The sequence below is a fragment of the Floridaenema fluviatile BLCC-F154 genome (assembly GCF_041929135.1).
Lineage (GTDB): Bacteria > Cyanobacteriota > Cyanobacteriia > Cyanobacteriales > Aerosakkonemataceae > Floridanema > Floridanema fluviatile.
Window position 1 is genome coordinate 1 of the sequence record NZ_JBHFNS010000076.1, and the last position, 25,144, is coordinate 25,144.

Sequence of the window (25,144 nt, forward strand, 5' to 3'; positions counted from 1 at the left end):
AATACAAATATGCTTGGGAAACAGTTCTGTAATTGAGTTTAATACTAAAACCGGGTTGATTACCCTTTTTTTGAACCACGTTCGCGTAGCGGTGCGTAGCACTTAGACACGAAGAACACGAAGAAAGAAGAAGAAAGAAGCCAGAGAAGATAAAGATTGCACTTTTCCCACCCTAACCTTCGACGCACCGAGTCAGGAATAGTTAAGTATCAATTCAGATGGAATCAGGTAATTCAGCTAAAGATTTATGATTCAACTGGGTAAAATTTACGGGTCGCTCATTTAAAAATGAGTGAAGATTTGTTAATCAATGAGAAAATTTTTAAAGTAAAGCTTTGTGTCTAAGTATATCTGTACTTTGGATAACAGAGTAATAATTAAACTAAGTTGATGCTCAGAGAAGAAAAATTAGAAACTTAACCTCTGCTAGTTGATAACGTGGGAGAGAGTGTATTTGCTTGTCAGTCTGAATCTCTAAATGAATTGCCCAATTTGATGTCCTCTGAGCAATCTTCTCACTTGAATACAGTGTAATACGATTCGCAGATTTTTTAGTGAGTATGAGGGAATCTAGCTTCCTGTTTAGATAGATGAATTGAACAGGGAAGAATCTAGGAGGTCTGCAATGTTGACTAATGATTTGACAAATAAAGAAGCTCAAACAGTTGATACTGAAAAGGTACGAGATCCAGAGGAAATTGTTCTCGATCTCTATAGAGCTTATGAGCCATTAATCGATCCCCATCTTTGGCCTTGGGAAACCAAGCGTTGGCATGAATTAGTGTTTTGCTTATTAAACACAATCGCAGAGCCAGACATTTTACCTGAAACAACTAGGGAAGTTACCAGAGCATTATCTGAGTGGCGTTTGTTAGAAGTTGACGTTCTTGGCAGCTTGAATCCAGCGAAAAACGAGCCGGATGCTTCAAATCCTATCCTGGTAACTATTATGACAATACTACAACAGTCAGGGTTTGATGCTGATAAAGCTAGCATAGCAGTGACCACAATTTGCGAAACTGCTGCTGGTTTGAAGCAAAGGTATAACGGCAAAGTGCAGAAGTATTTTCGTAAATATGGTGCGCTTATGTTGGATGAGTTAGCGGAGAATTTCTCGTTTACTCAACTAAACAATGAGGTTACTAGAAAAGCCTTTTCAATCTGGTTACAGAACACACTGAATATGCCAGTTCCAGCATCTAATCCTATTGCTGACAAGGTATGTGAAAAGCTTGGTGTTGAATACAATACTCTTGTAGATGCGGCTGACAGGCTAAATATTAATACTGCTTTGCTAGACGAGGCGTTGCGCGGTTATTGGGAAGACAAGCTTGAGGAGGAAGATTTTATACCTGCTGGAGAAGAGCAGTAAAAATAGCTGCTTACTAAGTAGCTACAAAATATAGAGAAAAAACGTTTCTGAGGCGCTAGGAGGAGATCTATGACCAACTTCCAAGGACGACTATCAAGGGAATCTAGAGGATATGTTAAGACTGCTTTAACCACAGCAGTCAAAACTGGTATCCGTAAATGGAGTACCAGCAAAGGTGTTGGATGGTTGTTAGGTAAAGCTGTGAGTGGGCCGATGGGAGTAGCGTTGGAAGTTTTCTGGCCAACTAACACTATTGTCTCAGGCGCTGAAGAGATGCGTATGCTCCGAGAGTACCGTATGCGTATGCTCCAAACTCCACATCCATTGGAAAAGTTACCTCAGTCTATCGTTAAATTTCCTGTAACTCCTGAGCCAATAATCAGAGACACTTATATTTCAGTTAAACCTGATTTTCAAGATCGTCTTAATTTATCGAATCATAGGAACTATCGGGTTCATAGCGGTGACATACTATCGAAACTCGCTCCGAAATTTGGCTATACCAATCTACGTGAGTTTGTGCGGGACTTTCAAAGACATAATCCAGGTGTTAACCCTAATCATATTTTTGTTGATAAAACTTACAAGATGCCTTTCATAACTCAACCAGGAATGGGAGGGTTGACTAGCACTTCTGGGAAACCGTCTTTGTCAGATTATGTTGGAGTACCAACTAATACTACTTACCGAGTCAATCAAGGAGATACACTGTGGAAGTTAGCTCCTCAGTTTGGATACAAAGATATAAGACGATTTGTCAAGGACTTTCAGACTCTAAATCCAGGCGTTGATCCAAATCGAATTTATGCAGGTAGAAACTATAATATGCCAAACAAAGCACAGTTTGTATTACCCATATTTCCATAGTTTATAGGAGAGTAAGCTTTTACTCTTTATTGCTGTTAAATTTGAGCCAGAAGGAGGTAAAGAAAGTCAATGAATAATTCATTTCATGATTTCCTAACTTTGCACTGGAAACCTAACCTACAAACAAATATTGTCAATTGGTTAAACAGAAAAGGAGTAAGAAACAGGCAAATAGCTGACGAAAAACACAGAGCTAAAATCAAACAAAAAACTGAAGCTGAAAAAGAATACAGAAAAAGTATTGAGAAAGAGGCTTATCTTCTTTGGGAAGCTGATGGAAAACCAGAAGGTAGAAATGATTACTATTGGACAAAAGCGATAGAGGAGATAACTCGAAAGAATCTTCCTTGTATTTATAAGTTCTATTACTGGTTGGAAAAGCGTATTCTGGAGCCTAGTGAAGCTTGGATAAGTAAACAAGCTTTATTCAGTATCCTTGAAAGGCTTGGGTATCTAGCAATTATAGTTGCTGTAATAGAATTTATAGGAGGGCAACAAGTAAGACGCAATAATGAAGTCTTTACAGCTTGGCAAACCATAACAAATGTTGATGCTGAAAAACAAAGTGGTAGTGGTGGTAGGAAAGAAGCTTTAGAATTTCTCAACTCTCGACCTTTGCGGTTTTCTTGGATTGGTTGGACTAATGAAGATTGGTATTGGGACAAACAAGAGAAAAAATGTAAGCAAAAGCGTTTACTTGGACAGAGATGGCCACGTCAAAGCTTACAAGGTTTATCTGCTCCAAATGCTTATTTACAAGGTATTGTTTTATGTGGAGCTAATTTGGTAGGAGCCAATCTGAGAGATGCCAACTTGGTACAAGCCCATCTGGAAGGTGCAGATTTGTGGAAAGCCAATCTGGGGGGTGCTGGCTTGAAGTTAGCTAATTTGAAAGATGCCAACTTGATGGAAGCCAATTTACAATATGCTTTCTTGTCTGAAGCTAACCTCAAAGAGGCTAACCTTGAAGGTGCTAACTTGTCCTACGCTCAAAGTGTAACCCGAAAGCAAATAAAGTCTGCCTGTAACTGGGAAAAAGCTATTTACAAAAGTCACTACGATAAAGATAAGTATGAATGGGTGGTTGAGGAGCCAGCTAACCAGCAATATATTGAGCAACTCAAGCAAGACAGAGTCTCAGATCCTCAAGAGCCAGTTAATTGTATTAAGTGGCAAAAGGTGGTAATTTCCGATAATTAGATGATTTTTGAGCTTTGTCTAAACTCCAGTAGACTTAGGATTGCTAATAGTAGATTTAGGTATTTTTTCGTTAGATTTCCTGATTTTAAGTGACTACTAAACACTTACCTTACACTTACCTTTGGCGGATGCTGCAACAACACCTCCTTCAAATACTGCCCCGTATAAGACCGATCGCACTCCCCCACCAATTCCGGCGTTCCCACAACAATAATTTCCCCCCCTTTATCGCCACCTTCCGGGCCTAAATCAATCACCCAATCGGCGCAACGAATTACATCTAAATTATGTTCAATCACCAAAATTGAATTACCTTTATCTACCAATCTTTGCAAAACATCCAACAATTTGTGAACGTCATAAAACGATAAACCAGTGGTAGGTTCATCGATTAAATAAAGAGTTTTCCCCGTCGCACGGCGCGAAAGTTCGGAAGCTAATTTGACTCTTTGCGCTTCCCCTCCTGAAAGGGTGGGTGCAGATTGTCCTAAACGGATGTAACCTAAACCGACATCGACTAAAGTTTGCAACCGAGTCACCGCTTTGGGGATGTTTTTAAATACCTCTAAAGCTTCTTCGATCGTCATATTCAGAACATCTGCGATCGAATAACCTTTATATTTAACTTGCAAGGTTTCTCGGTTGTAGCGATCGCCTTTGCAAACCTCACATTGCACGTAAACATCCGGCAGAAAATTCATTTCAATTACATTTACCCCTTGACCTCCGCAAGCTTCACATCTGCCACCTTTGACATTGAAGGAAAATTGACCGGGTTTATAACCTCTGGCTTTGGCTTCAATTGTTTGGGAAAAGATTTCCCGAATTGCATCGAAAACTCCGGTGTAAGTTGCGGGGTTGGAACGGGGAGTTCTGCCGATCGGAGATTGGTCGATGATGATTGCTTTATCGATCGCATTCAACCCTTTAATTCCATCCATCTCTTTTGGTAAAGGCACTTTTTTCGTGAGGTGATGTTGCAAACTTGGATAAAGCAACTCATTGATTAAAGTAGATTTTCCCGAACCAGAAACACCCGTGACGCAAACGAGTTTTCCTAACGGAATTTCCACATCTATATATTTAAGGTTGTTGCGATGGCAGTTTTTCAGAATCAAACTTTTCCCATTACCTTCTCTGCGAGTTGCGGGAGTTTCAATAACTCGTTTTCCCGACAAGTAAGCGCCAGTCAAAGACTCTTCTGCTGCCAACAAATTCTCTAAATTTCCTTGGGAAACAATCCTCCCTCCATGAATTCCCGCACCGGGTCCGATATCTATAATATAATCTGCTTCCCGAATCGTTTCTTCGTCATGTTCGACAACGATTAAAGTGTTTCCCAAATCCCGGAGTTTGGTGAGAGTTTTCAACAATCTGCTGTTATCTCTTTGATGCAAACCGATGCTTGGTTCATCTAAAACGTAGAGAACTCCGGTTAATCCCGAACCGATTTGTGTTGCTAGGCGAATCCGTTGCGCTTCTCCTCCCGAAAGTGTCATTGCTGGACGATCTAAAGTCAGATAATCCAACCCAACATCTAATAAAAATTGCAACCGGGCGCGAATTTCTCTAAGAACTAAGTCCGCGATTTGAGATTGTCTTTCGCTCAATTTTAAACTGTTGATTCGTTCTTTGCAAATGGCGATCGACACTCCGGTTAAATCCAGAATTCGATATTGCCCTAACCTCACCGCCAAAGCTTCCGGCTTTAACCTTTTCCCCTGACAAACTTCGCAAGGTCGATCGATTAAATAAGGTTCCAACTTCTGCTTTTGCAATTCCGAACCTGTCTCATCGTACTGCCTTTGCAAAATCGGAATTACTCCTTTAAAACTGCGGAAATCATCGCGGTTTTCCATCCAAATTGCCTTGTCGGAACCGTACAAAACGATCTGTTGTTGTTCCGGCGTTAACTGATTCCAAGGAGTATAAATTTTAAACCCGTGCGCTTTGGCGACACTCTGCAATAAAACCGTGTAATATGAATCTTCCTTATCCGCCCAAGGTGCGATCGCCGAAATCAAATCCGCCTCCGGGTCAGGTATCAACAACTCCGGCGCAAAAGTTCGCAAACTCCCCAAACCATGACAATGAGGACAAGCACCATAAGGCGAGTTAAAAGAAAACAATCTTGGCGATAATTCTTCCATCACCGCCCCATGTTCGGGACAAGCAAAGTTTTCCGAAAATACCAATTCTTGCGGTTGTTCCTGATAGGAATTCACCGGGTTTGTGGTATCATTTAAGTTATACATATTGTTTTCCCGCGACGCGGATACCCTACCCGATGTATTATTTAATATATCAATAACCGCAATTCCACTGGAATGACGCAAGCAAGTCGCCAGAGAATCGGTTAAACGCTCTTGAATTCCAGGTTTTTTCACTAACCTGTCAACGACAATTTCAATAGTGTGGGTATAATTTTTATCTAATTCGATATTTTCATCAAGCTGTCTGACCTCATTATTTACCCGAACTCGCGCAAATCCTTCGGAAATTAAACTGGAAAGTAGCTTGCGGTGAGTACCCTTTTTTCCCCGCACAACAGGCGCGAGAATTTGAAAACGAGTGCCATCGGGAAGGTCGAGAATGCGATCGCACATCTGATCGATCGTCTGCGGAGAAATGGAGCGATCGCAAATCGGACAATGAGGTTCACCCGCCCGACCAAACAACAACCTGAGATAATCATAAATCTCCGTCACCGTTCCCACCGTCGAACGCGGGTTGTGCGAAGTAGATTTTTGGTCGATTGAGATTGCGGGACTCAAACCTTCGATCGCATCCACATCCGGCTTATCCAACTGTCCCAAAAATTGCCGAGCATAAGCACTGAGAGATTCCACATAACGCCGTTGCCCTTCCGCGAAAATCGTATCGAAAGCCAGGGAAGATTTGCCGGAACCGGAAACGCCAGTGAAAACGATTAGGCGATCGCGCGGCAACTCCAAATCGATATTTTTCAGATTGTGCTGCCTCGCACCCCGAATGCGAATCAAACTCAGATTATTCAGATTTATTCCCGTAGAAAGATGACCGTTTTTGGTGTTGGCAGCGTGGGACATAAGACAGAGCGTAATGTTGCTTAACGATTTTAACGCTGTCGGGATTTTTGGGTGGAGTGCATCAATTCAGAAAAGCATCATATTCATCGTGAGAGCCAATCCACAGCCAGTAATAATCGTCCCCTTTTTTTAAAGCCAATGCGCGGTAGTCTTCGGTAATCCGAACCGACCATAAGTTTTTGCCCACCTTTTTGAAGTGCAAAGATGGATAAAATTGGTTCTGTTTCCAAAGCTGATAGACTTTTCGAGCTTGCTGTTTCATTTCGGGAGATAAGGCTGCATAAGCTTTCCAAAAATCAGAAGTTGTCAAGGATTTCATCAAGATCCCTCACGTTATTTTCTGCTATATCTGCTTCTGCTTTCGCAATCAGAGCATCTAATTTCCCTGCTGCCAAATCCTCTTCCATTTGTTTATCCCACTTCTCATTTAAATAGTTTTGAATCCACCCAGCCAATTGACGAACATCATTTTCTGGAAGTTGTTTAATAGCTGCTTCAATTTCTGGCAAAGCGTTCATAGAGGAAAATTTGTTTTGTTATAAGCCTAGATTTCATTTTAACTCAGGATTTGTAGTATTCCATTACCGATCTAAATCTAATTGTTTAACAACTTCCTCAAGTGGAATTCCACGTTCTCCCGCTTCTTGTCGCTTCATTTGCTCAAAATGCCGAATCTTGAGAGTTCTATTTTTACTAATAGTAATGTAATACAAATTTTACTTTAATTATGCTAAAGTTTGTAATTATTCCGGTAAAAAATCTTCGTCAAGAGATCGTTCCAATTTCAATCAACATTCTTAACTTACGCAACGTACATGATTATCTCACCTCTAGAATGGTTCTTTGGTGGAACAAAACAATACATAGACTATATCTGCAATGACGACAATGAGGACGACATATTTTAGCTTTTTGCGATCGGAAATTCAGTATAAGCTTTCCAAAAATCAGCATTGTCAAGGATTGTATCAAGATATCTCACATTATTTGTGCAGTAATCACCCGCTTGCCGGACACTAGGCACTGAGAAAGTATATCGCCTATAATGTGCTGATAGCTACCTCCTCTCACAGTCAATACTTAAATGAAAAATAAGGAAAAATCTGCTAATTCTCAATTCTCTGCTGGTGTTAGTTTTCAAGCCAATGGGGATGCTCGATTCGTATCGCAAAATGTTCGAGATATAGGTTCTCAATTCAAAGCAAAAATGTCTCGGATGGCAAATTCTCCAGCTTCTTCTAGAGAGGGATTTGCTTTTGAGTACCTTGACGCGATCGATCAGCAGTTCAACTTAGGAGGCGGATATAAGGTTGAGGTTCCTGATATTAACGGCAAAAACTCACCTGATATTCTAATTAAGTCTAGAAGTTCAGGCAATGTAGTTAAAGAACAACAGCTAAAACTTAATTCGCGGACAGCAGATAACGCTGCTAACAGTGGAGCTTACGGAAAACAGGAAATTAGAACTCCGAAAGGACAAACCCGAAAACCAACAAATTCCAAAGTTAAAGAATCCAACGTTTCCACTTCTGAAGTTAGTAAAGGGGCTAAAAATCCTCATCAAGCAAATAGCAACTATCAGTTTAAAGCTGCAATGGCTGAAATTGCTAATGCTGCTGCTATAGGTGCAATCACTGGCGCTGTTGCTGCCACGCTGATGTCAAGTTTAGTGCATTTTTTGGCGGTTGAACGTGGTGAAATGGAAATCGATCATGCCATTTCAGCAGTTTTTATAAATACTATTGAAGGCGCTGTTATAGGATCGGCGAGTGGCGGATTGTTTGCAGCTATTCCTGCATTTATTCCTGCTTTAATTCCTGTCTTAAATATCATTTCAGTACCTCTTTTAACTGTTGGTGCATTCCAACTTATTAATCAGGTTGGTGAAATTATCGATCGTCATACCTTTGCCAAGCGTAATGCACTGCTTGAAGAAGTTCATCGACAAGATGCTGCATTCTTTGAGAGTTTTGACCAGCAAGTTATGGCATATCTTCAAAGTTAGCTTTCTCTTTTAGTTCTGAAATAAACAATCTTTAAATTATTAGGTGACTTGTGATGAATATTGTACAAGCTCGTTGTCTTCTGAACGAAATTGAAGCTCTGCTTTACTCTGGTTCAAATTGGGATATATTTTGGCGAAATGTTTTGAATGAAATTCGCGGCGGAGATGTAGACGGTCTTTTTTATGAAGCTCTTGCTAAACTTCATGCTTTGGGTGCGTTAGACGTGGAACTCAATAACTTTATCAACATCTTCATCCGATCGCAAATTCAGCGATTTTACGATCGACTTTATAAAACTCGTAGATGGCATCTAATTAACGGTCATGTTTATACTTATTCAGATGTTGTACACTTCGTTAGAGAAAGTCAACCGCTAATTCAACTTCTTCGCAAAAAAATTGAGCAAATTCATGCTGAGTCTTGCAAACTTTCTGAAGAATTCTACAAGCATAAGCATATAATAATTTGTGGAACAGGACTGTTAATTCGGGATGAATAGTTTAAAGTAGCAACATAGGGTTTCTTGGGTTTTCAGGTGCGATCAAACCAGAGAAACCCAGTGTTATTTAGGAGGTTAAACTAATGGCAGCCCAGCAACCCCGCTATAGTAAAGAAGAATTTGCTGAAAGGGGCGATCGAATTTACGAAACTCAAATTCGCCCTTTAGTTGAAGCTGGCAATCATGGCAAAATAGTAGCGATTGCCTATGGCACGCTACGCGATCGACATCGAAACCGGAGCTTTTGAAGTTGATGCTAGTGAAATAGTGGCTTGCGATCGCCTAGAATTCATATAGTTAGTAAATCAAATTTAAAAATGAAATACCCACTCCATACAGTTTCCAAACCAGTTTCAGGTAGCGAAGTTGAAAAACTTGCCAATGCTATTAAAAGTGGCGGTTATGTTGCTAATGAAGCAGCTTTGGCTTTAGCTAAAAAAATTGCCGATCGTCGCCATAGTCAAAAAGCTGCCAATGCCGTCTAAAGCCATTGATCGATCTGTTGAGTATCCCAGATATTGAACCAAGCAAAGATTAACTTCGCCTCACCTTTAAAGAAATTCAAGCATCGGAGCCATCTATGTTGCTACAAGAATTGAAGGAGCAAATCTACAAGCTATCGCTGATCGATCGCCTAGCACTACTAACCGCAATTATTGAGTCCCTGCAAGAAACACCAATTTCTCAATCCGATCGTTCAGCCGCGATTAAAAGAATGCGAGGTTTGTTAAAACAGACCAAGCAGCACCAACAGATGAAGAAGTAGCTGCAATGTCAGAAGAACGACGAGTAGAGAAGTTTCTTCAGTGATAATCTTGGGACGCAAGATAGAGAATAGTTGGGACTTCTGCTTTTAATTCAACAGAGTAGTCATTACCAATCTAAACCTAATTGTTTAACAACTTCCTCAAGTGGAATTCCACGTTCTCCCGCTTCTTTTCGCTTCATTTGCTCAAGTAACTGTTGCCTGACTTCTTCTTTAATTTCCTTTCCCTTGTCAGGATCTTCAAAATATTCATCTAGACATTGTTCGACAATATGCCGAATTAGATCGCTAAGTTGTTCAACTGTCATATCTTTGACTTGCATTTCTATCTTCTTGGCTTTGTGAATATTCATATTTTATCTTTTTTGATGTAATTGGTATGATAGAAAAGAAAACTAGTAAACTATGGATATGACGATCGCATCTAATCACAATTCAAGCATTATTCGGACAGAGCGAGGATTGACGATCGCAGGTACGCGAATCACGCTTTACGATGTAATTGATTTGTTAAAAGCTGAATATCCACCTAAACTAATTCGTGATAAGTTCAACTTGACAAATGAGCAAATCAATAGTGCTTTGTCTTACCTAAAAATCAATCACGATCGAGTAGAAGCAGAGTATCAAGAAGTTTTAGCAAACAGACAAGAAATTCGCCAATATTGGGAAGAACGTAATCGAGAACATTTCACTCAAATTTCTAGTATGCCACGTAAACTAGGTAAAGAGGCTTTGTGGGCAAAACTTGAGGAACAAAAAGCAAAACGTGCCTCAGAACAACCATGATTTTCTTAGTCGATTACAATCTTGATGGTTATGCGGTTGTTTTCCTGGGAATTTTGGCAAAACTTGGTTGGTTGGAGTTGATTCCTATTCAGTTTGTTACTTTTAAAGAAGCTGGTTTATCGATGGATAGTAGCGATCGAGTAGTCTGGAATTATGCTCAAGCAAACCAAATGATGATTCTCACAGCTAATCGAAACATGAAAGGAAAGGACTCGCTAGAACAAGTAATCCGCCAAGAGAATACAGCAAATTCATTTCCTGTAGTGACAATTGGAGATCTCGATCGCCTTGACGAATTTAGCTACCGAGAACAATGTGTCGATCGTCTAATCGAAATTGTATTAGATATGGAAAACTACATGGGAGTTGGTCGTTTGTTTATTCGATAAAAGTTGCTTTGAATTATAATTGCGGCAACAGAGGACATTATTTAAGAGGTCACATTAATGGCACTCCAGCAACCTCGATATAGTAAAGAAGAATTTGCTGAAAGGGGCGATCGAATTTACGAAACTCAAATTCGCCCTTTAGTTGAAGCTGACAATCATGGCAAAATAGTAGCGATCGACATCGAAACTGGAGCTTTTGAAGTTGATGCTAGTGAAATAGTTGCTTGCGATCGTCTAGAAGCACATCACCCAGACGCTCAAATCTGGATTGTTCGCATCGGTTCCCGCTATGTACGTAGATTCGGTGGACGCAGCAAAAGATCTGTATGATAACTGGAATTGTTAATGCAGACTTTGAAGCAATTATTCCGATTTCAATCTTCGACTTAGAAGGAAAAATTTACACGCAAAATGCGATCGTAGAAACAGGTTTTAATGGTTGGCTTTCCCTGCCTCCAGAACTGATTGCTCAATTAAATCTGAGATGGAAAAGGCGAGGACGTGCCATACTTGGAGATGGTAGTGAATGTGTTTTCAATATCTACGAAGCAGTTGTAATTTGGGATGGAATTCATCTGACTATTCCCATTGATGAAGCTGATTCAGAACCCTTGATTGGAATGTTATTGATGGAAAACTATCAGCTAATAGTGCAAGTGTTTGAAGGAGGTCTTGTAGAATTACGCAAGATGCGCTAGCGATCGCGCGGCAATTGTAATATAAGACTGAAACCTAAAGCTTGGAGGTATTTTGTTGTGAAATTCGGAAAAACTTGGCATCCGTCGAATTTGATTATTGTCACCAACTTATCTCTTACCGGATTACTGACATTTAGCATTGTGTCTTCAGCGATCGCAGAACAAGCCTGTGTCAGGACAACCACAGGTAATGTTATTTGTGGAACAATAATGCCACAATCCGCCAGCCAAGATTCTTCGATACAACGACAACGAGTTGAGAAGAATGGATTAAGATTTGAATTGCAAAATTGTGTCAGAAATGGAGATGCAGTTGATTGTAATTTAATAATCACAAATATTGGGCAAAAAAATCGGGATTTGAAGCTTTACAGCAGTCAAGCCAGTGGTACAGGAAGATCTCCCTCAAGAGCTATTTCTAATTCTGGGGATGAATTTTCCACCACAATTTATGAGTTAGGTAATGAGAGAACCACATCCAGTTGGCGAGTTAGAAAAACGTTAGTTCCTGATGTACCAATGAAAGCAAAATTTACTTTTAATGATGTGACATCCCAAACGAATCAACTAGCACTAATAGAAATTGGATTTGGCGTGCTAGATCCAGGTACAATTTCTACTAATTTTTCCGGTTCAACTGCCCAATTTCGTAATGTTGTAATTCAATCTCGATAAAATTTTAATGTAGAGACGTTTCCTAAAACATCTCTACTCTAATTAATTAACTTTCTGTATCAGTAGTTGTTTTACCTTGCACTCCTTTAAGAATCCGGGAAAGTTCGCTTTTTTCATCAACACTAATTCGTGAAGGTGAACCACTAATAATTCTTTCAAAGTTGCGGAAAGTATCTTTAATTTCTGGGCCTTTCTCACTGATAGTATATTCACGAATGCCTTTATCATGCCAAGAACCACGCATTTTAAAGACGTTAATTGCACGGGACATTTCGCCGCGAATTTCTACATATTGCAGCATTAAAATTGTGTCTGTAATTGTGGAAATATGGGAATCAGTAATTGAATGTGAACCCATAAATTGATCGGTGGTATTAGTGAAAAATCCTGTTATTTCTTCTTGTTTGGCAAAACCAGTTACACCAATTACAAACTGACGAAAGGCGTTGTTACTAACACCTCTGGCTAAAGCTGATAAGGAATCAATGGCAATTCTGGAAGGTTTAAATTGAGCAATTTCTAACTTTATTATCTGTAAATGGTCTTCTAATCCGGCTGATTCTGGGTAAGCACAAATGATTTTTAATAAACCTTTTTGTTCTAAATCTTCAAAATCAATTCCCCAGGAATAAGCGTTGCGAGAAAGTTGGGCGCGAGATTCTTCATAAGCGAAAAGAATCGCTCTTTCGCCACGCATACAAGCGTCTTGTAAAAATTTGCTAACTAAAAGGGTTTTACCTGTACCTGTGGCTCCGGTGGCGAGGATAATGGAATCTTTGAAGAAACCTCCTCCACACATTTCATCTAATGTTCTCACGCCGGAAGATACTCTGGCGTTAGATGAACGTTGGGTGAGGCGCATTGCTCCTAATGGGAAGATGTTAATACCTTCGCCTGTAATGGTGAAGGGATATTCGCCTTTCATGTGAGTTGTACCGCGCAATTTGAGGATTTCAATTGTGCGGCGACGGCGTTCTCCTTCTAATACGTTGCGAACAATTACGACGTTATCGGAAACGAATTCTTCTACCCCAAAACGTGCTACTGGGCCGTATTCTTGTTCGCGTTCGGTAGTCATGATTGTGGTGACACCTACTTGTTTTAACCTGGCGACTAAGCGAAAGATTTCTCGGCGGACTACGGAGGCGGCATCATATTGTTGAAATACGGCGGTTACGGAATCAATAGAAACTCTTCTAGCTTTATATTTACGAATAGCATATTGTAGTCTTTCAATTAAGGCGGAAAGGTCAAAACTGCCGACTACATCTTGTCCTTCGGGATCGGGAGAGGCATCTAATATAAATAGTTTTCCGTCGTCGATTAGTTGTTGTAAATCCCAACCAAAACTGGAGGCGTTTTTAATAATATCTGTGGGTGATTCTTCAAAGGTGACAAATACGCCTGCTTCATCAAAATGAATGATTCCATTGTAGAGAAATTGAATTGCTAATAGGGTTTTACCCGTACCCGATGTACCGCTGACTAATGTAGTTCTACCGACTGGTAAACCTCCATGACTAATGTCATCAAATCCCTCGATCAGGGTACGAATTTTTTCGACTCCTATTTTGACTCGATTTGGTTGTTTATTTTGACTACTTTTACTCATTGTTTGGCTCGTAAGAGATAAATTTTATTACTATAAACCAAGGGCGGTATTATAGCTTACCATAAAACGGTCTCTAGAATTGAACTAAGTGTACTCTATAGTTCTAATTGTTCTTCTTCTCGCAGTTCTTCATAAAGCAAATCTAATCCAATTAATACTTTTTCTCGATCGGACAGGTCGCCAATGATTTTTCGTACTGGTGGGGGGAGGATTTTAGCCAGGGTGGGAGTAGCTAAAATTTTATCTTCTTCTGCTAGTTGAGGGTTTTTTAATACATCAATAACTTTCAGGGCGTAGACACCTTGGAATTCTTTTTCAAGAATTTCCTTTAGTGTTTTTAAAGCTCTGACAGAGTTAGGGGTATTTCCCGCAACATAAAGTTTGAGAACGTAGGTTTTTTTCAGAGGATTCATAATCAAGTTTTGATTAAAATGATACGAGGTATAGACTAAACTTAAACCAGGTGGTTTTCAAGTGTCTTTTGGTAACGATCGCCGATACATTTCACAAAGATGAGCGATGACATCGATTAAGGTGAGGCGATAATCTAGGAGTATTTCATCGCCACGCCCTTCTAGTTTTAGTTGTTTAGAAATTTCATCCATCAACTCCATGTGAATCTCTACGATATAAGTAACTGAAATATCTGCAAAAAAAGCTACATTTACGAATTCATCGATTTTCTGATTGAGGTTGCTATTATCGACAAAGTATTCTAGGACAATTTGCCGATATCCAGCTTTAAGGTTGAGGATGAACTCTTGTCTTTCTGCTGAAGGAAGGTTGCGGAAAAAGTTTTGGGGGTTTCGCTTGTAATACACACCTAAGTATCCTAATCGTTCCTTCAGTTTTTCAGCTAGTCGGCGCTGCTGCTGAATCAGAACGTTTTCTTCTTCTGGTAGGGTGTCAGCGTCGGAGTGAGTTTCACACCAAGGGGCTACGGAAGAGAGCTTGAGGAAGTTAGCGATCGCCTCATCAATATAATGAGTAATGTGGCTAAGTTGACTGTAATAGACATAGACAGCAGCAGTATGATAAAAAAAGCTCCCTTCTCCTGATGTTAGCTCTTTGGCAGGATTTTTTGGCGCTTCGGTAATTGCAGTTTCTTGGTTTTCATGACTTTGCTGATTATTTGCTGATTCTGATGTGGGTGGGGTGAGAGAGTTATTCGGAGTTGTCTGGGAATCCGGCTTTAAAATGACTAATGGCAAGAGTGTTCCCTGGGCGTATAGCTGATTTACCAATGGCAGTAAGTCAGGGCTATCCTCTAAAATTAGGCAGTCTAAGATTTGTTTTTCCTGTTCGACAAATTGTAAGAACTCCTCTGGTGATTGATATCGCGTCAGCATATAGCGTTCGCCGCTTAAATAATGCTGAAGCGATCGAGCCAGAGTTTCCGAATCAAGTAATGTACAGATAGTAAGTGACAATCGCACTCTTGTTTTGCGCTATAAAGGTAGAATTGTTGTATAATCCCGACCTGGGTTCAGGAAGACACTTGTGTGAATAATTCAACACAATATTTAACATTAAGCTAACATTTGTTGAATTGTCATTAATTGTAATTGCCCAGACATAAGTAATTCTAACGCTGGGTTCATAATTGATATAGGCTCGATCAAAACGTGCTCAACTATACTAATTGACTTTACTTCTGCTACAGTTGTGCTTCCACTCTTAAACTAGAGGCATTGCCTACCCTCGCTGTAGCCATTGAGTAGGGAAAAGAGAAACTAACCAGAAAAATTGAGTGAGGGAGGCAACTTCAGCTGTTTTACCCAGTCAGCGAGAAAGCTTACGCCATGTCAAGCCCATTCGTCAAAGAATTTATTGCTTTTGTTCCCAGTTGTACCGAAAGGACTTCACTGGGAAAGATACTGGATATTTTCCAGCAGCACGAGTGCGATCGCATAGTGGTAGTAACCGAACAAGATATTCCTTTAGGAGTATTGCATTTGTATAGTCTACTACCTTACCTGCGACAAAGAAAGGGAAAAAAAACCGCAGCGGCTTCGCCAAGAACTGCCGAAAAAAGTGAAACTCAGGAAAAAGTTGCTTCCCTTAGTTCTCAAAAGACAGGAAGTAAATGTAGTTTACTTCAGCCTTTATCGGAATTGAATTTGTCAACGATCGCTCCATTAATTACTTTACCTGCTGAATTTAGTTTGCCAGAATTTTGGCCTTATCTCCGCAGCGAAATTTCCCGGTTAGGCAAAAATCAGGACTTCGGTTTAGTTAATTTGTCGGGCAAGTTTTTGGGACTGTTAGATATTCAAAGGTTATTAGAATTTGTTGCAGCTGATTCAGGGGTATTGCAATTAAATCAAGAATCAGTTAGTTTTCCTAAAATTGCTCTGACAAATCCGAAAAATTCAGCGGATGAAATAGCAACTTTGAATTCTCTATTTCAACTTTTAGAAAGACTACCTTTACCTTTAATGTTACAAACTGGTAATGGTCAATCAGTGAAACAAAATTTGGCTTGGCGACAACATTTTGAGGCACTTCAAGATGCTGATTGGCTGAGAAAAGAAATTGCGGAATTACTCGAGTTTTTACCGACTGAGGAACAGGGAAAATTCCCTAATGAAGTTCATTATTTTACAAATAAAGTAAGTGCTTGGAAGGATAACAACCAAGAAAGATTTGCGGCACCTGTTTCTTTACCGAAGTTGTGCCAGTTGGGAAATAATCCTGATAGTTGCACTTGTGTTTGTCCTATGCAAAATGGAACAGAGAGGGTTTGGCAGTTTGTCAAAATACCTTTGGGTAATGTTTTAGCTAATCCTGATTTTTCCCAACCCGATGAACTGAGGTTAACTAACTTAATCTGGGGGGAAACAGGAGATAAGAAAACTTCAGCAACCTCAAAGAATTTACCAGGAAATGATTTGTGGTTAGTGTTGGCACAGGATGTTACGGAATCGCACCAAGTTGCTAAGGAGTTGGCAGCGAAAAATGCGGATTTAATGCAGTTAAATCGGTTGAAGGATGAGTTTTTAGCTTGTATTAGTCATGAACTAAAAACTCCGTTAACGGCAATTTTAGGTTTGTCGAGTTTGTTGAAGGATCAAGTGTTAGGCGAATTGAACGATCGCCAAGCCCGTTATACTAGATTAATTCATCAGAGTGGTCGTCATTTAATGATTATTGTTAATGATATTTTAGACTTAACTCGGATGGAAACTGGACAGCTAGAGTTAATGTTAGCACCAGTAGATATTCAGGCAGTTTGCGATCGGGCTTATCAACAATCCCGGCAAATCCATTTAAGCAGAAAAAGTGCCGATCCTGATGATTTGAACTCTAACGAACCAGAAACTAGGTTTATCTTATCAATTGAACCGCGATTAGATAGCTTAGTTGCTGATGAAATGCGTTTGCGACAAATGCTAGTTCATCTATTATCTAACGCCCTAAAATTTACCGAAGTTACCGGAGAAATTGGTTTAAAAGTAAGTTACTGGGAAGGTTGGATTGCTTTTACAGTTTGGGATACTGGGATTGGGATTCCTGAAGACAAACAACACTTAATTTTTCAGAAGTTTCAACAATTAGAAAACCCCTTAACTCGCCAGTTTGAAGGGACAGGTTTAGGATTAGTTTTAACCCAACGTTTAGCAAGGTTGCATGGGGGAGATGTTACCTTTACTTCTAAACCTGGAAGCGGTAGCGAGTTTACTTTATTATTACCTCCTAGTCCTCCGAATAGTCAGTGGGAAATAGAAACAGAAGAAAAAGGGGAAAAGTTCTCTTTTAATGCAACTGGGATTAATACTACAGCTAATTTGTCGATTACTAATGTTTCTTCTCGGTTAATTTTAGTTGTCGAGTCAATTCCGAGATTAATTGAAGATGTAAGCCAACAACTTACTAGTTTAGGTTATCGGGTGGTGATTGCGCGATCGGGAACTGAAGCCTTAGAAAAAGCCCGCAGATTACAACCCTTTGCAATTTTCTTAAATCCCTTGTTACCTTTGCTTTCTGGTTGGGATGTCTTAACCTTATTAAAAGCATCTCCCCAAACGCAACATATACCCGTTGTTGTCACTGCTAGCAGAGGAGAAAAAGAATATGCTTATGGCAAACGTGCAGATAGCTTTTTATCTTTACCAGTCCAAGAAGATAGCCTAAAACAAAGTTTAGAAAAAATCACTCAACCTGCGAAAACTCGCTCACAACAGCCAACAAGTAATAGTTTAACAATTCTCCGCTTAAATGCAGGTGAGAAAAATTTAGATTCGCGAATTCGCAGTCCTAATGCTGCGGCAAATTCCGATTCTGATTTGAGTAACTTATTACATCAACATAATTATCGGGTTCTTGAAGCAGATGATTTAGTTCAAGGAGAATTGCTGGCGAGAATTTGGCAACCTCATGTAGTTTTATTGGAAGGTAAAATTATCGAACCGCAAACTTATTTGGAACAATTAGTTGAATACCAAGCTTTAGCTAGTCTCCCCTTAGTAACGATGGATGAAATGACAACTCATGCAGCTTTACAAGTAGGGCATAAACGGGAAAATAGCTCTTTACAAGTATATCCTTGTTTGGGAGTTGATGGGGCTTTGCCGGAAGCTAATATTTTGCTTCAAGCAATTCAAGTTGCTGCGGGTATTAGCTGCAAATTAACGATTTTGGTGGTCGATATTTGTACAATGCCAGATTTAAACAATAGTTTTATTTACCAAGAAAATCAAACGGGAAATTGTAAAAAACGCCAAGAATGGTTGCACGCTTTAATTCAGTATTTACAAACGGCTGATTTGCGAGTTGTGACTGGTCAATCTTGGGCGGAAGTATTACGACAAGCACAACATTGTAGTGTGGATTTATTACTAATTGACCTGGGTAAGAGTTCACCAAATTCAGCTTTAGTAAAAGCCCTTTCTGATTTACGCCAAGTAGCCCAAAGACCGCCAACTTTAGTGTTAGTTAAACAAGGGGGAAATTCTCATAATGACGGCAATAATAGCCAAAATAGGGGCGATGAATTAAGTGTTTCTTCTGCTTTGGGTGATGTGGCAACTAGTATTTTACCTAGTTCAATTTCAATGGAGGATTTGTTACAGCAAATTAGACATACTTTGTTACAGGCAAATTCTTCTGGTTCTAATGCTCAAATATGTGTGAATAAGTTTGTAAAAACTTATCAGGAAACGCGATCGAGCGATTTATAATCGAAAGGCAGAGAGCAGAAGCTAAGATAATTTGCTTAATTCTTTTTTAACTTTTTCGGGAAATTGTTTCAGTTCATCACAAACTCACCCAATTTTTAGAATTCAATGGCACTATCTAACACAGAGGAAGTTTCTCAAGCTTCCGAGTATAAGGAGCAGGTGTTATGAAAGAACAAAAAGCTAACCAATACATGGAACTTCTGGAAATTCCCCCAGGCTATGTAAATATTATGGGCTATGTGGATGAGTCAGAAGTTAATGGCCCTGGCTGTCGGGCGGTAATTTGGGTGCAGGGATGTTTGCGGGAATGTGCGGGTTGTTTTAATCCGGCTTCTTGGTCTTTTGAAATTAATGATTTAGTTTCTATTGATAGTTTAGTTCACCGAATTTTAAGTAATCCAAAAAATACTGGGGTAACTTTTTCTGGGGGAGAACCTTTTTGGCAAGCTTCGGCTTTAGCTAGTGTAGCGAAACAAGTCCGGGCTCAAGGGTTAAATGTAATGTCTTTTACTGGCTTTACTTTAGAACAATTGCGATCGGAATATGCCCCCGCTGGTGCTCATGAATTGCTGGAACAATTAGATGTACTAATTGATGGCCCTTACGTGCAATCTTTGGCTGTGCATTCTCCTGATTGTCCGGTAGCTTCTAGTAATCAAAAAGTGTACGTTTTTAATCCGGCTTTAAAAGACAAAATTTCTTGGGCGAGTGACCAAATTGAAATTCACATTTTGAAAGATGGAAGTAGAATTGTAACTGGTTATTATGGTCAGTTGCAGTTAGATGAATCGTGAAAGGATTGTAGAGGCGAAGCATTTGGGGAAAAATTAAGGTTTTAAATCATAACTATCACCCAAATGTTTTATCCCTACAATGCAAACACATTCAATAAACATTCAACCTCAAACTAAATCCCGGTAAGAAATCTTCTCCTAACAATTCAGTTGGTAAATTTCGCACTTCTACCGCTTGTCCTAAACGATAAATTTCCACCTGTTGCTGTTGGGGATTAATCAACCAACCCAATTTTACTCCAGCATCCAAATATTCTCGCATCTTCTCTTGTAAAATTGACAAATTATCTGTTTCTGACCTTAATTCAATTACAAAATCTGGTGCAATGGGGGGAAATTTCCGCCTTTGTTCTGGTGTCAAAGCTTCCCAACGTTCGCGACTAATCCAAGCAGCATCAGGAGATCGATCGCCACCATTTGGTAACTTAAAAACAGTAGAAGAACTGAAAGTGTAACCGAGTCGAGTTTGCCGATTCCAGATCAGCAAATCACCATTCAGTTCTGATTCCCGATTACCACTTTCTCCGCCAACTGGTGGCATAATAATTAATTCTCCTTTGGCATTGCGTTCAAAATTCAACTCGCGGTTATTTTGGCAAAGTTGATAGAATTGTTCATCTGTTAAATGAACTGTATTTAGGTTTAATTTTAGGGGTGTGAGTACCATAAATTTATTGATCTTCCTCGTAGTTACCTAATACACATCATCGTGACCACCAATATCTACAAACACCGCATTGCCATCCTCTGTGAAATAAAATAGCACTCTCCGATCGTAATCCACGCTAAAACTCCATAAATCCTTGAGCTTACCCGAAAGTTTATGAGTTTTCAAACTTTGCTCAAATGGATCTGTAGTAAACAGTTCCAGCTTTTGTAAAAACCTTGTCTCTAAATCTACATTTCCTTTAATTATCTTTTTGAATGCACGTTGAAAGGAAGAACTAAAACTAACTTTCATCATCACTCCTCTAACAGTTCTCTCAGTTCATTAATACTGGAAGAAAACTTCAATTCACCATTTTGTTCTTCTTGTTGTGCTGCTTTGAAGTTGTTATATATCTCTTCCCGACGTTCTTCCCGGAGATACTGCTGTAATAGCATTTGGATTTCCCGCTTTTCTTCAGTAGAAAGTTCTTTGATTGCCTCGACAACATCACTAAATTTCATAGCTTGCAACACTCATTGATATGCTAAAGTTACCATATTAGACAATTAGTTATGATGTAGCGCAAAGGAAAATGGCTAATAAAGTTTAACAATTCAATTATGGCAAAGTTACCTATCGAAACGACGGAAACGGTATTAAACCTGAAACGACAGTTAATAGATATTCTTGATGAGGCTACAGCAACAGAGTTTGTTCTCTTTGAAAGTTTTGGAGAGACAGATGAAACTCTCCCATTCTTAGATGAGATGAAAAGTGTAGCAGAACAAGCAACATCCCGGTTTTCTCAACTCTCGGCGCTACAACTTCGGATTGGAGAAGCTCAACCCAATGCCTCTGCTGATATATTAGAATTACTAGCGCAGGGAATTGCCCAAACCCAACAGAGGATTCCTGCTTGGGAGCGTAGTATCCAAGAGGTGAAACTTGAATGGAATCTGCTATGACTAATCAACCACGCATTCCAAATCCAGAAACACGGGCACGTCTCCTTAGTTCTTTGCGTCAAACTCGCTTGGAATTGGAAGAGTTTGGTTTACAACTAGAGGAAGTTATTGCGGGATTAGAAAAACAGATTCGTGAGCAAAAGTTACGGCGGATAGAGAAAGCAAAGCAAAAACTGAAGTAAGTCAATTGAAATTACAAGATTTGACTTTTCTCTTAAGTAATTTTTCCTATGCTAATTGTAGAACTGCGATCGCTCTTTTCCCTCATTATTTAAGCAGTAGCTTGAGTTAACAATGCTGCAATTTCTTTTTGCACTTGCTCAAGTTCTTGACGTTTTTGAGCGATCGATGTTTTTTCTAATTCCCGTTCTTGTAAGTTTTGTTGGTGGGCTTTTTCTTGCTGTTCTAACAAGGTTTCATAATATGTCATAACCTTGGCAATACTGTCTGATGCTTCTGTCACTCGTTGCTCAAATAATGAATTAATCATATTTTTCATTTCAGAAAATACATTTTCTTTAGATTTTTTAAATTCCTGATAACCCAAATCAAAAGCATTGCCTTTAATCATATTTGTAACTCCACCCAGCATCATATCAGTAACTACTTTTAAAAGTGACAATTGGTAAGCAGCCATAAAAACTGGGATTACAGTTACAGCGAAACCAGTCATTCCTACACTACCAAACCATTCATCTGTGGTAGTACCTGATGCGATTTTTTCATTGAAATAAGCTAAATTTGGAGATGAATTATTAATGTTTTGATTTAATGATTGAAGTCCAGATAGAATTGTTGTTAAATGTTGATCGATCGCACTATCCAGAGTTTCTAATGGTTCCTTGAGAATCCTTGCTTGAAGTTGATGCGTAATCCAAATATCTAATTCTGCTGCTAAATCATCATTAAATTGACCAGCAAAATCTCTAGCTAATGCGTCTCTACTCCAAATAGGCGAATTTTCCGAAGTCCATTTGTCAGACTTTTTCCTTAACCTATCCTCTAAAGAATTAACCCATTGATTCCAAGATTTATCAACTGGTTGCCTCACTTCATCTAATAGTTTATCAGCCAGCAACCGAATTTTTACATCTCTACCGCTAGCTTCACCAATTTGTTCTAATATTTTCCGCCTTTCAGCTTCCGAAAGGTTAATTTTTCCATCTAACGCAGCTTCAGCTTGTTGTAAAGTTGTTAAGCTTTCTTGAATCACTAACTGAATCGCTTCTACAGATTGCTTAATTTTCAGATTTCCCTTGTCCACTGTTAGGAAATTTTCCACAGATTGAGTAAACTTTTGGAAATTTATTAAGTGTTCATCTTCAGTTTTATGCAAAATTGACTTCAGAGTAGCTTTAGCCGAAATGTAGTGAATGCGGCTATCATTTGCAGTTAGTAAACTATTATCTTTAACAAAACTTTCGAGCCGATGTTTCACATCTTGACGATCTTCTTCCTCTTCCAATAAATCCATGAAATTAACTAACACAAAAAGATTTTCCGCAGGCTGATTTTCCTTACCACCATTTAATTGATTTCTGACATCTTGAATCAATTCTTTTTCTTTTTCTGGAAGCAGACGACTAGCATTGGTGAGGAAAATAGCTGCGTCGGTATCTTGGAGAAGTTTTTGAGTAATTGCAGTCCGAGCAGGGTGTTCATTTAATCCCGGAGAATCAAGAATTTCTACACCACTTCGGCATAAATCTAAATCGGGATGTTCAAAAATAATTTCATCAATATCAGAACAAAAATGTTCATCATTGCGATGTTCTTGAGCAGCTTTTTTCGGAATAGCTGCTTTTTCTTTATATTGCTCAAATGGAATTTCTTCTTCACGTCCATCTTTATAACGACAAACAACCCGCTTTTGCGTTCCATATTTCAAAACGGTGATTGTACCGCTACAAGGAATTGCTCTCACAGGTTGAATTTCTTCTCGCAATAAAGCATTTAATAAGGTTGATTTACCTTGGCTAAATTCTCCGACTACTGCTAATCTAAAACGCTGCGATCGAAGTTTTTTAGAAATGTTTTCTATTTCTGTGGTTAGAGTTGGGGGTAGGAGATTGCGATCGCAACAATCCCGAATTACATTATATACTTGACCGCAAAGATTATCTAATTTTCGCTTCTGCTGATTAAACTTAGCTAACTCTTGATAAGAAGTCGTTTGATTTTTTTGATTTTCTAGCAGTTGAGATGGTGCAGAAACAGCCTTTTCTTCACTAATATTAGTTTGAGCAACTTCCTGTTGTTGAGGTTTTTGATTTTCAGATTGGGGAGATAGAGATTGTAAAATATCATTAGCCGCCTTAACAAAAATAGTATCCAAATCACGAAAATGAGCCGGATCGAGTAAAGATTGAATTTCTAACAATGCTGCTTCATTCACATTTCCCTGACGACTAAAACCAGCTTCTAATACTGCCAAATGAGCAGTTTTAACACCTAACCAATCAGCAATTACTTCTAAATAACGCTTTTCCCGTGCATCAATTGTCCCATCTGCGGCTGACATTTCATAGCCAAAGCTGAGTAACAGAAGCTTTTGGGATTTAGAAAAAGAATTTGTTAACTTTAATAAGTTAGTAGACTTAGTATAATCTAAATTTTCCTTCACTCCCTTAACCATCAATTTAGTTAGTTCACGCACGCCACCTTCAGCCGGAATAAATTTATTCAGCGTCTTTTGTAACCTTTGCTTTTCCTCTTCTGTCACCTGGCTATCAGCATATATTACACCTAGCAGTAATGTTACTAAAGCAGCGAGAAAAATTACGGAAGGTGTCACATCTTCTTTACTTAGCTTCTGTCCAGTAATATTAGATAACAAGTCAACAGCCTGAGAATCAACCAGTTTAGTATCCATAAACTTTTCAATCAAATAGATTTCCCGTAATTAGTATTCCCTGTCTCAGCCGAAAATAAACATAGGGTAAATACGGTTATTTTTCTTGACAATGTGAGTTACCCTCAAAAACAGGGGAATAATTAAGGCAGGTGAAAGATGAACACCAAAAAGCTGACTTTAGAAATTTCGGAATCGGTTTATGAACAATTAGCTCACTTAGCCGAATTGAACGAAGAGTCTATTGAACGAACTGCGATATGGGGCATTCTTGTCAGTCTTCCTAGCTTGACGAGAAAAGCGGAAGAACTTCATGAAATGCTCGAAGGAGTTACGCCGGAAAATCTGCATGGTGAAATCGATTTTGGGGAACCTGTAGGACGTGAAATCTGGTAGTTCTGACTTATACATCCCTGAACAAGGGGATATTATATGGACAAATTTCACGCCGCAAGCGGGGCGCGAACAAGCGGGTCGCCGTCCTGCTTTGGTACTAACACCAATTATGTACAATCGTCGGGTTGGATTAGCTTTAGTTTGTCCAATTACTAGCAGAGCAAAGGGTTATCCTGGTGAAGTGATAATCCCGGAAGGATTAGCAGTATCGGGAGTGATTCTGGCAGATCAAATTAAATCTTTAGATTGGCAAGCTAGAGGTGCAGAATTTGCCGATAGAATGCCTCTCTCAGTAATAGCTGAAGTAGTTGCTGTGCTAACAAACTTACTTCCCCCAGCACCCCGACGATGATTTTAGTTTGTCTAAA

29 protein-coding genes and 2 pseudogenes are annotated in these 25,144 nt (G+C 39.3%); 19 read left to right on the top strand and 12 right to left on the bottom strand.

The features are described from left to right. Positions 1 to 625: 625 nt before the first annotated feature. From ACE1B6_RS20030 to ACE1B6_RS20040, 3 genes are all read left to right on the top strand, one after another. On the top strand, positions 626 to 1,372 hold the full coding sequence (locus ACE1B6_RS20030) for a hypothetical protein (RefSeq protein ID WP_413259029.1): 747 nt from the start codon (positions 626 to 628) through the stop codon (positions 1,370 to 1,372). A gap of 69 nt (positions 1,373 to 1,441) precedes the next feature. Then, positions 1,442 to 2,239 carry a lytic transglycosylase gene (locus ACE1B6_RS20035; RefSeq protein ID WP_413259030.1) on the top strand — a complete coding sequence of 266 codons (798 nt, stop codon included), beginning with the start codon at positions 1,442 to 1,444 and terminating at the stop codon, positions 2,237 to 2,239. A 69-nt stretch (positions 2,240 to 2,308) separates the two neighbouring features. Further along, on the top strand, positions 2,309 to 3,439 hold the full coding sequence (locus ACE1B6_RS20040) for a pentapeptide repeat-containing protein (protein WP_413259031.1): 1,131 nt from the start codon (positions 2,309 to 2,311) through the stop codon (positions 3,437 to 3,439). Positions 3,440 to 3,543: 104 nt separating this feature from the next. On the opposite strand, the gene uvrA is transcribed toward ACE1B6_RS20040, so the two are convergent. From uvrA to ACE1B6_RS20060, 4 genes are all read right to left on the bottom strand, one after another. Further along, positions 3,544 to 6,507 carry an excinuclease ABC subunit UvrA gene (gene uvrA, locus ACE1B6_RS20045; protein ID WP_413259032.1) on the bottom strand — a complete coding sequence of 988 codons (2,964 nt, stop codon included), beginning with the start codon at positions 6,505 to 6,507 and terminating at the stop codon, positions 3,544 to 3,546. Between the two features lie 61 nt (positions 6,508 to 6,568). Next, positions 6,569 to 6,826: a ParE family toxin-like protein gene (locus ACE1B6_RS20050; protein ID WP_413259033.1), complete on the bottom strand. Its 258-nt coding sequence runs from the start codon at positions 6,824 to 6,826 to the stop codon at positions 6,569 to 6,571. Then, positions 6,804 to 7,025: a hypothetical protein gene (locus ACE1B6_RS20055; RefSeq protein ID WP_413259034.1), complete on the bottom strand. Its 222-nt coding sequence runs from the start codon at positions 7,023 to 7,025 to the stop codon at positions 6,804 to 6,806. The genes ACE1B6_RS20050 and ACE1B6_RS20055 overlap by 23 nt, the downstream gene beginning before the upstream one ends. Before the next feature lie 63 nt (positions 7,026 to 7,088). Next, positions 7,089 to 7,220 (bottom strand): hypothetical protein, encoded by a 132-nt coding sequence (locus tag ACE1B6_RS20060; RefSeq protein WP_413259035.1) that lies wholly within the window; start codon positions 7,218 to 7,220, stop codon positions 7,089 to 7,091. Positions 7,221 to 7,591: 371 nt separating this feature from the next. Between ACE1B6_RS20060 and ACE1B6_RS20065 the strand changes: the two genes are divergently transcribed. The 5 genes and pseudogenes from ACE1B6_RS20065 to ACE1B6_RS20085 all read left to right on the top strand — a co-directional run bounded on the left by ACE1B6_RS20065 (position 7,592) and on the right by ACE1B6_RS20085 (position 9,822). Beyond that, complete coding sequence (locus ACE1B6_RS20065) at positions 7,592 to 8,512, top strand: hypothetical protein (protein ID WP_413259036.1); 921 nt, start codon at positions 7,592 to 7,594, stop codon at positions 8,510 to 8,512. A 53-nt stretch (positions 8,513 to 8,565) separates the two neighbouring features. Continuing rightward, a complete protein-coding gene (locus tag ACE1B6_RS20070) occupies positions 8,566 to 9,012 on the top strand; it encodes a hypothetical protein (protein WP_413259037.1) in 447 nt (148 codons plus the stop codon). Between the two features lie 83 nt (positions 9,013 to 9,095). Continuing rightward, a pseudogene (locus ACE1B6_RS20075) lies at positions 9,096 to 9,300 on the top strand (hypothetical protein); the annotation flags it as partial. A 29-nt stretch (positions 9,301 to 9,329) separates the two neighbouring features. Next, on the top strand, positions 9,330 to 9,497 hold the full coding sequence (locus tag ACE1B6_RS20080) for a hypothetical protein (protein WP_413259039.1): 168 nt from the start codon (positions 9,330 to 9,332) through the stop codon (positions 9,495 to 9,497). A 95-nt stretch (positions 9,498 to 9,592) separates the two neighbouring features. After that, a pseudogene (locus ACE1B6_RS20085) lies at positions 9,593 to 9,822 on the top strand (hypothetical protein). Positions 9,823 to 9,885: 63 nt separating this feature from the next. Here ACE1B6_RS20085 and ACE1B6_RS20090 read toward each other — a convergent pair. Further along, the gene (locus tag ACE1B6_RS20090) at positions 9,886 to 10,131 is read right to left on the bottom strand and encodes a hypothetical protein (RefSeq protein WP_413259041.1); all 246 of its coding nucleotides are present in this window, start codon (positions 10,129 to 10,131) and stop codon (positions 9,886 to 9,888) included. Between the two features lie 58 nt (positions 10,132 to 10,189). Between ACE1B6_RS20090 and ACE1B6_RS20095 the strand changes: the two genes are divergently transcribed. Genes ACE1B6_RS20095 through ACE1B6_RS20115 form a run of 5 tightly spaced genes read left to right on the top strand, consistent with a single transcriptional unit; the run spans position 10,190 to position 12,329 of the window. Further along, positions 10,190 to 10,567, top strand: coding sequence for a DUF433 domain-containing protein (locus ACE1B6_RS20095; protein ID WP_413259042.1), 378 nt, complete (start codon positions 10,190 to 10,192; stop codon positions 10,565 to 10,567). Beyond that, positions 10,564 to 10,956 carry a DUF5615 family PIN-like protein gene (locus tag ACE1B6_RS20100; RefSeq protein ID WP_413259043.1) on the top strand — a complete coding sequence of 131 codons (393 nt, stop codon included), beginning with the start codon at positions 10,564 to 10,566 and terminating at the stop codon, positions 10,954 to 10,956. Before ACE1B6_RS20095 ends, ACE1B6_RS20100 begins: the two co-directional genes overlap by 4 nt. 57 nt (positions 10,957 to 11,013) lie before the next feature. Continuing rightward, positions 11,014 to 11,286 (top strand): hypothetical protein, encoded by a 273-nt coding sequence (locus ACE1B6_RS20105; RefSeq protein WP_413259044.1) that lies wholly within the window; start codon positions 11,014 to 11,016, stop codon positions 11,284 to 11,286. Continuing rightward, positions 11,283 to 11,654 carry a clan AA aspartic protease gene (locus ACE1B6_RS20110; RefSeq protein ID WP_413259045.1) on the top strand — a complete coding sequence of 124 codons (372 nt, stop codon included), beginning with the start codon at positions 11,283 to 11,285 and terminating at the stop codon, positions 11,652 to 11,654. The genes ACE1B6_RS20105 and ACE1B6_RS20110 overlap by 4 nt, the downstream gene beginning before the upstream one ends. 57 nt (positions 11,655 to 11,711) lie before the next feature. Beyond that, positions 11,712 to 12,329, top strand: a complete 618-nt coding sequence (locus tag ACE1B6_RS20115) for a hypothetical protein (RefSeq protein ID WP_413259046.1) — start codon at positions 11,712 to 11,714, stop codon at positions 12,327 to 12,329. Between the two features lie 46 nt (positions 12,330 to 12,375). Here the strand turns inward: ACE1B6_RS20115 and kaiC are convergent, their stop codons facing one another. The 3 genes from kaiC to ACE1B6_RS20130 all read right to left on the bottom strand — a co-directional run bounded on the left by kaiC (position 12,376) and on the right by ACE1B6_RS20130 (position 15,377). Next, on the bottom strand, positions 12,376 to 13,941 hold the full coding sequence (gene kaiC / locus ACE1B6_RS20120) for a circadian clock protein KaiC (RefSeq protein ID WP_413259047.1): 1,566 nt from the start codon (positions 13,939 to 13,941) through the stop codon (positions 12,376 to 12,378). A gap of 95 nt (positions 13,942 to 14,036) precedes the next feature. Continuing rightward, the gene (kaiB, locus tag ACE1B6_RS20125) at positions 14,037 to 14,354 is read right to left on the bottom strand and encodes a circadian clock protein KaiB (RefSeq protein WP_413259048.1); all 318 of its coding nucleotides are present in this window, start codon (positions 14,352 to 14,354) and stop codon (positions 14,037 to 14,039) included. 57 nt (positions 14,355 to 14,411) lie between these two features. Next, entirely contained in the window at positions 14,412 to 15,377 is a 966-nt protein-coding gene (locus tag ACE1B6_RS20130) for a circadian clock protein KaiA (protein WP_413259049.1), read from the bottom strand. A gap of 366 nt (positions 15,378 to 15,743) precedes the next feature. On the opposite strand from ACE1B6_RS20130, the gene ACE1B6_RS20135 reads away from it, so the two are divergent. Then, complete coding sequence (locus ACE1B6_RS20135; RefSeq protein WP_413259050.1) at positions 15,744 to 19,121, top strand: ATP-binding protein; 3,378 nt, start codon at positions 15,744 to 15,746, stop codon at positions 19,119 to 19,121. 164 nt (positions 19,122 to 19,285) lie between these two features. Beyond that, the gene (locus ACE1B6_RS20140) at positions 19,286 to 19,915 is read left to right on the top strand and encodes a 4Fe-4S single cluster domain-containing protein (RefSeq protein WP_413259051.1); all 630 of its coding nucleotides are present in this window, start codon (positions 19,286 to 19,288) and stop codon (positions 19,913 to 19,915) included. Positions 19,916 to 20,006: 91 nt separating this feature from the next. Here the strand turns inward: ACE1B6_RS20140 and ACE1B6_RS20145 are convergent, their stop codons facing one another. From ACE1B6_RS20145 to ACE1B6_RS20155, 3 genes are read right to left on the bottom strand one after another with little or no spacing between them, the layout of a single operon-like run. Then, positions 20,007 to 20,582 (bottom strand): Uma2 family endonuclease, encoded by a 576-nt coding sequence (locus ACE1B6_RS20145; RefSeq protein WP_413259052.1) that lies wholly within the window; start codon positions 20,580 to 20,582, stop codon positions 20,007 to 20,009. 27 nt (positions 20,583 to 20,609) lie between these two features. Further along, positions 20,610 to 20,876: a type II toxin-antitoxin system RelE/ParE family toxin gene (locus ACE1B6_RS20150; RefSeq protein ID WP_459563068.1), complete on the bottom strand. Its 267-nt coding sequence runs from the start codon at positions 20,874 to 20,876 to the stop codon at positions 20,610 to 20,612. 2 nt (positions 20,877 to 20,878) lie between these two features. Further along, positions 20,879 to 21,085 (bottom strand): hypothetical protein, encoded by a 207-nt coding sequence (locus ACE1B6_RS20155; protein WP_413259054.1) that lies wholly within the window; start codon positions 21,083 to 21,085, stop codon positions 20,879 to 20,881. Between the two features lie 99 nt (positions 21,086 to 21,184). Between ACE1B6_RS20155 and ACE1B6_RS20160 the strand changes: the two genes are divergently transcribed. Both ACE1B6_RS20160 and ACE1B6_RS20165 read left to right on the top strand, forming a co-directional pair. Continuing rightward, positions 21,185 to 21,529, top strand: coding sequence for a hypothetical protein (locus tag ACE1B6_RS20160; RefSeq protein WP_413259055.1), 345 nt, complete (start codon positions 21,185 to 21,187; stop codon positions 21,527 to 21,529). Then, complete coding sequence (locus ACE1B6_RS20165) at positions 21,526 to 21,711, top strand: hypothetical protein (RefSeq protein WP_413259056.1); 186 nt, start codon at positions 21,526 to 21,528, stop codon at positions 21,709 to 21,711. The genes ACE1B6_RS20160 and ACE1B6_RS20165 overlap by 4 nt, the downstream gene beginning before the upstream one ends. 89 nt (positions 21,712 to 21,800) lie before the next feature. On the opposite strand, the gene ACE1B6_RS20170 is transcribed toward ACE1B6_RS20165, so the two are convergent. Next, a complete protein-coding gene (locus ACE1B6_RS20170) occupies positions 21,801 to 24,401 on the bottom strand; it encodes a dynamin family protein (protein WP_413259057.1) in 2,601 nt (866 codons plus the stop codon). Positions 24,402 to 24,539: 138 nt separating this feature from the next. Here ACE1B6_RS20170 and ACE1B6_RS20175 point away from each other — a divergent pair, with 138 nt between their 5' ends. Further along, a complete protein-coding gene (locus ACE1B6_RS20175) occupies positions 24,540 to 24,776 on the top strand; it encodes an AbrB/MazE/SpoVT family DNA-binding domain-containing protein (protein ID WP_413259058.1) in 237 nt (78 codons plus the stop codon). Further along, positions 24,763 to 25,128 (top strand): endoribonuclease MazF, encoded by a 366-nt coding sequence (gene mazF / locus ACE1B6_RS20180; protein WP_413259059.1) that lies wholly within the window; start codon positions 24,763 to 24,765, stop codon positions 25,126 to 25,128. Before ACE1B6_RS20175 ends, mazF begins: the two co-directional genes overlap by 14 nt. The last annotated feature ends 16 nt before the right edge of the window (positions 25,129 to 25,144 follow it).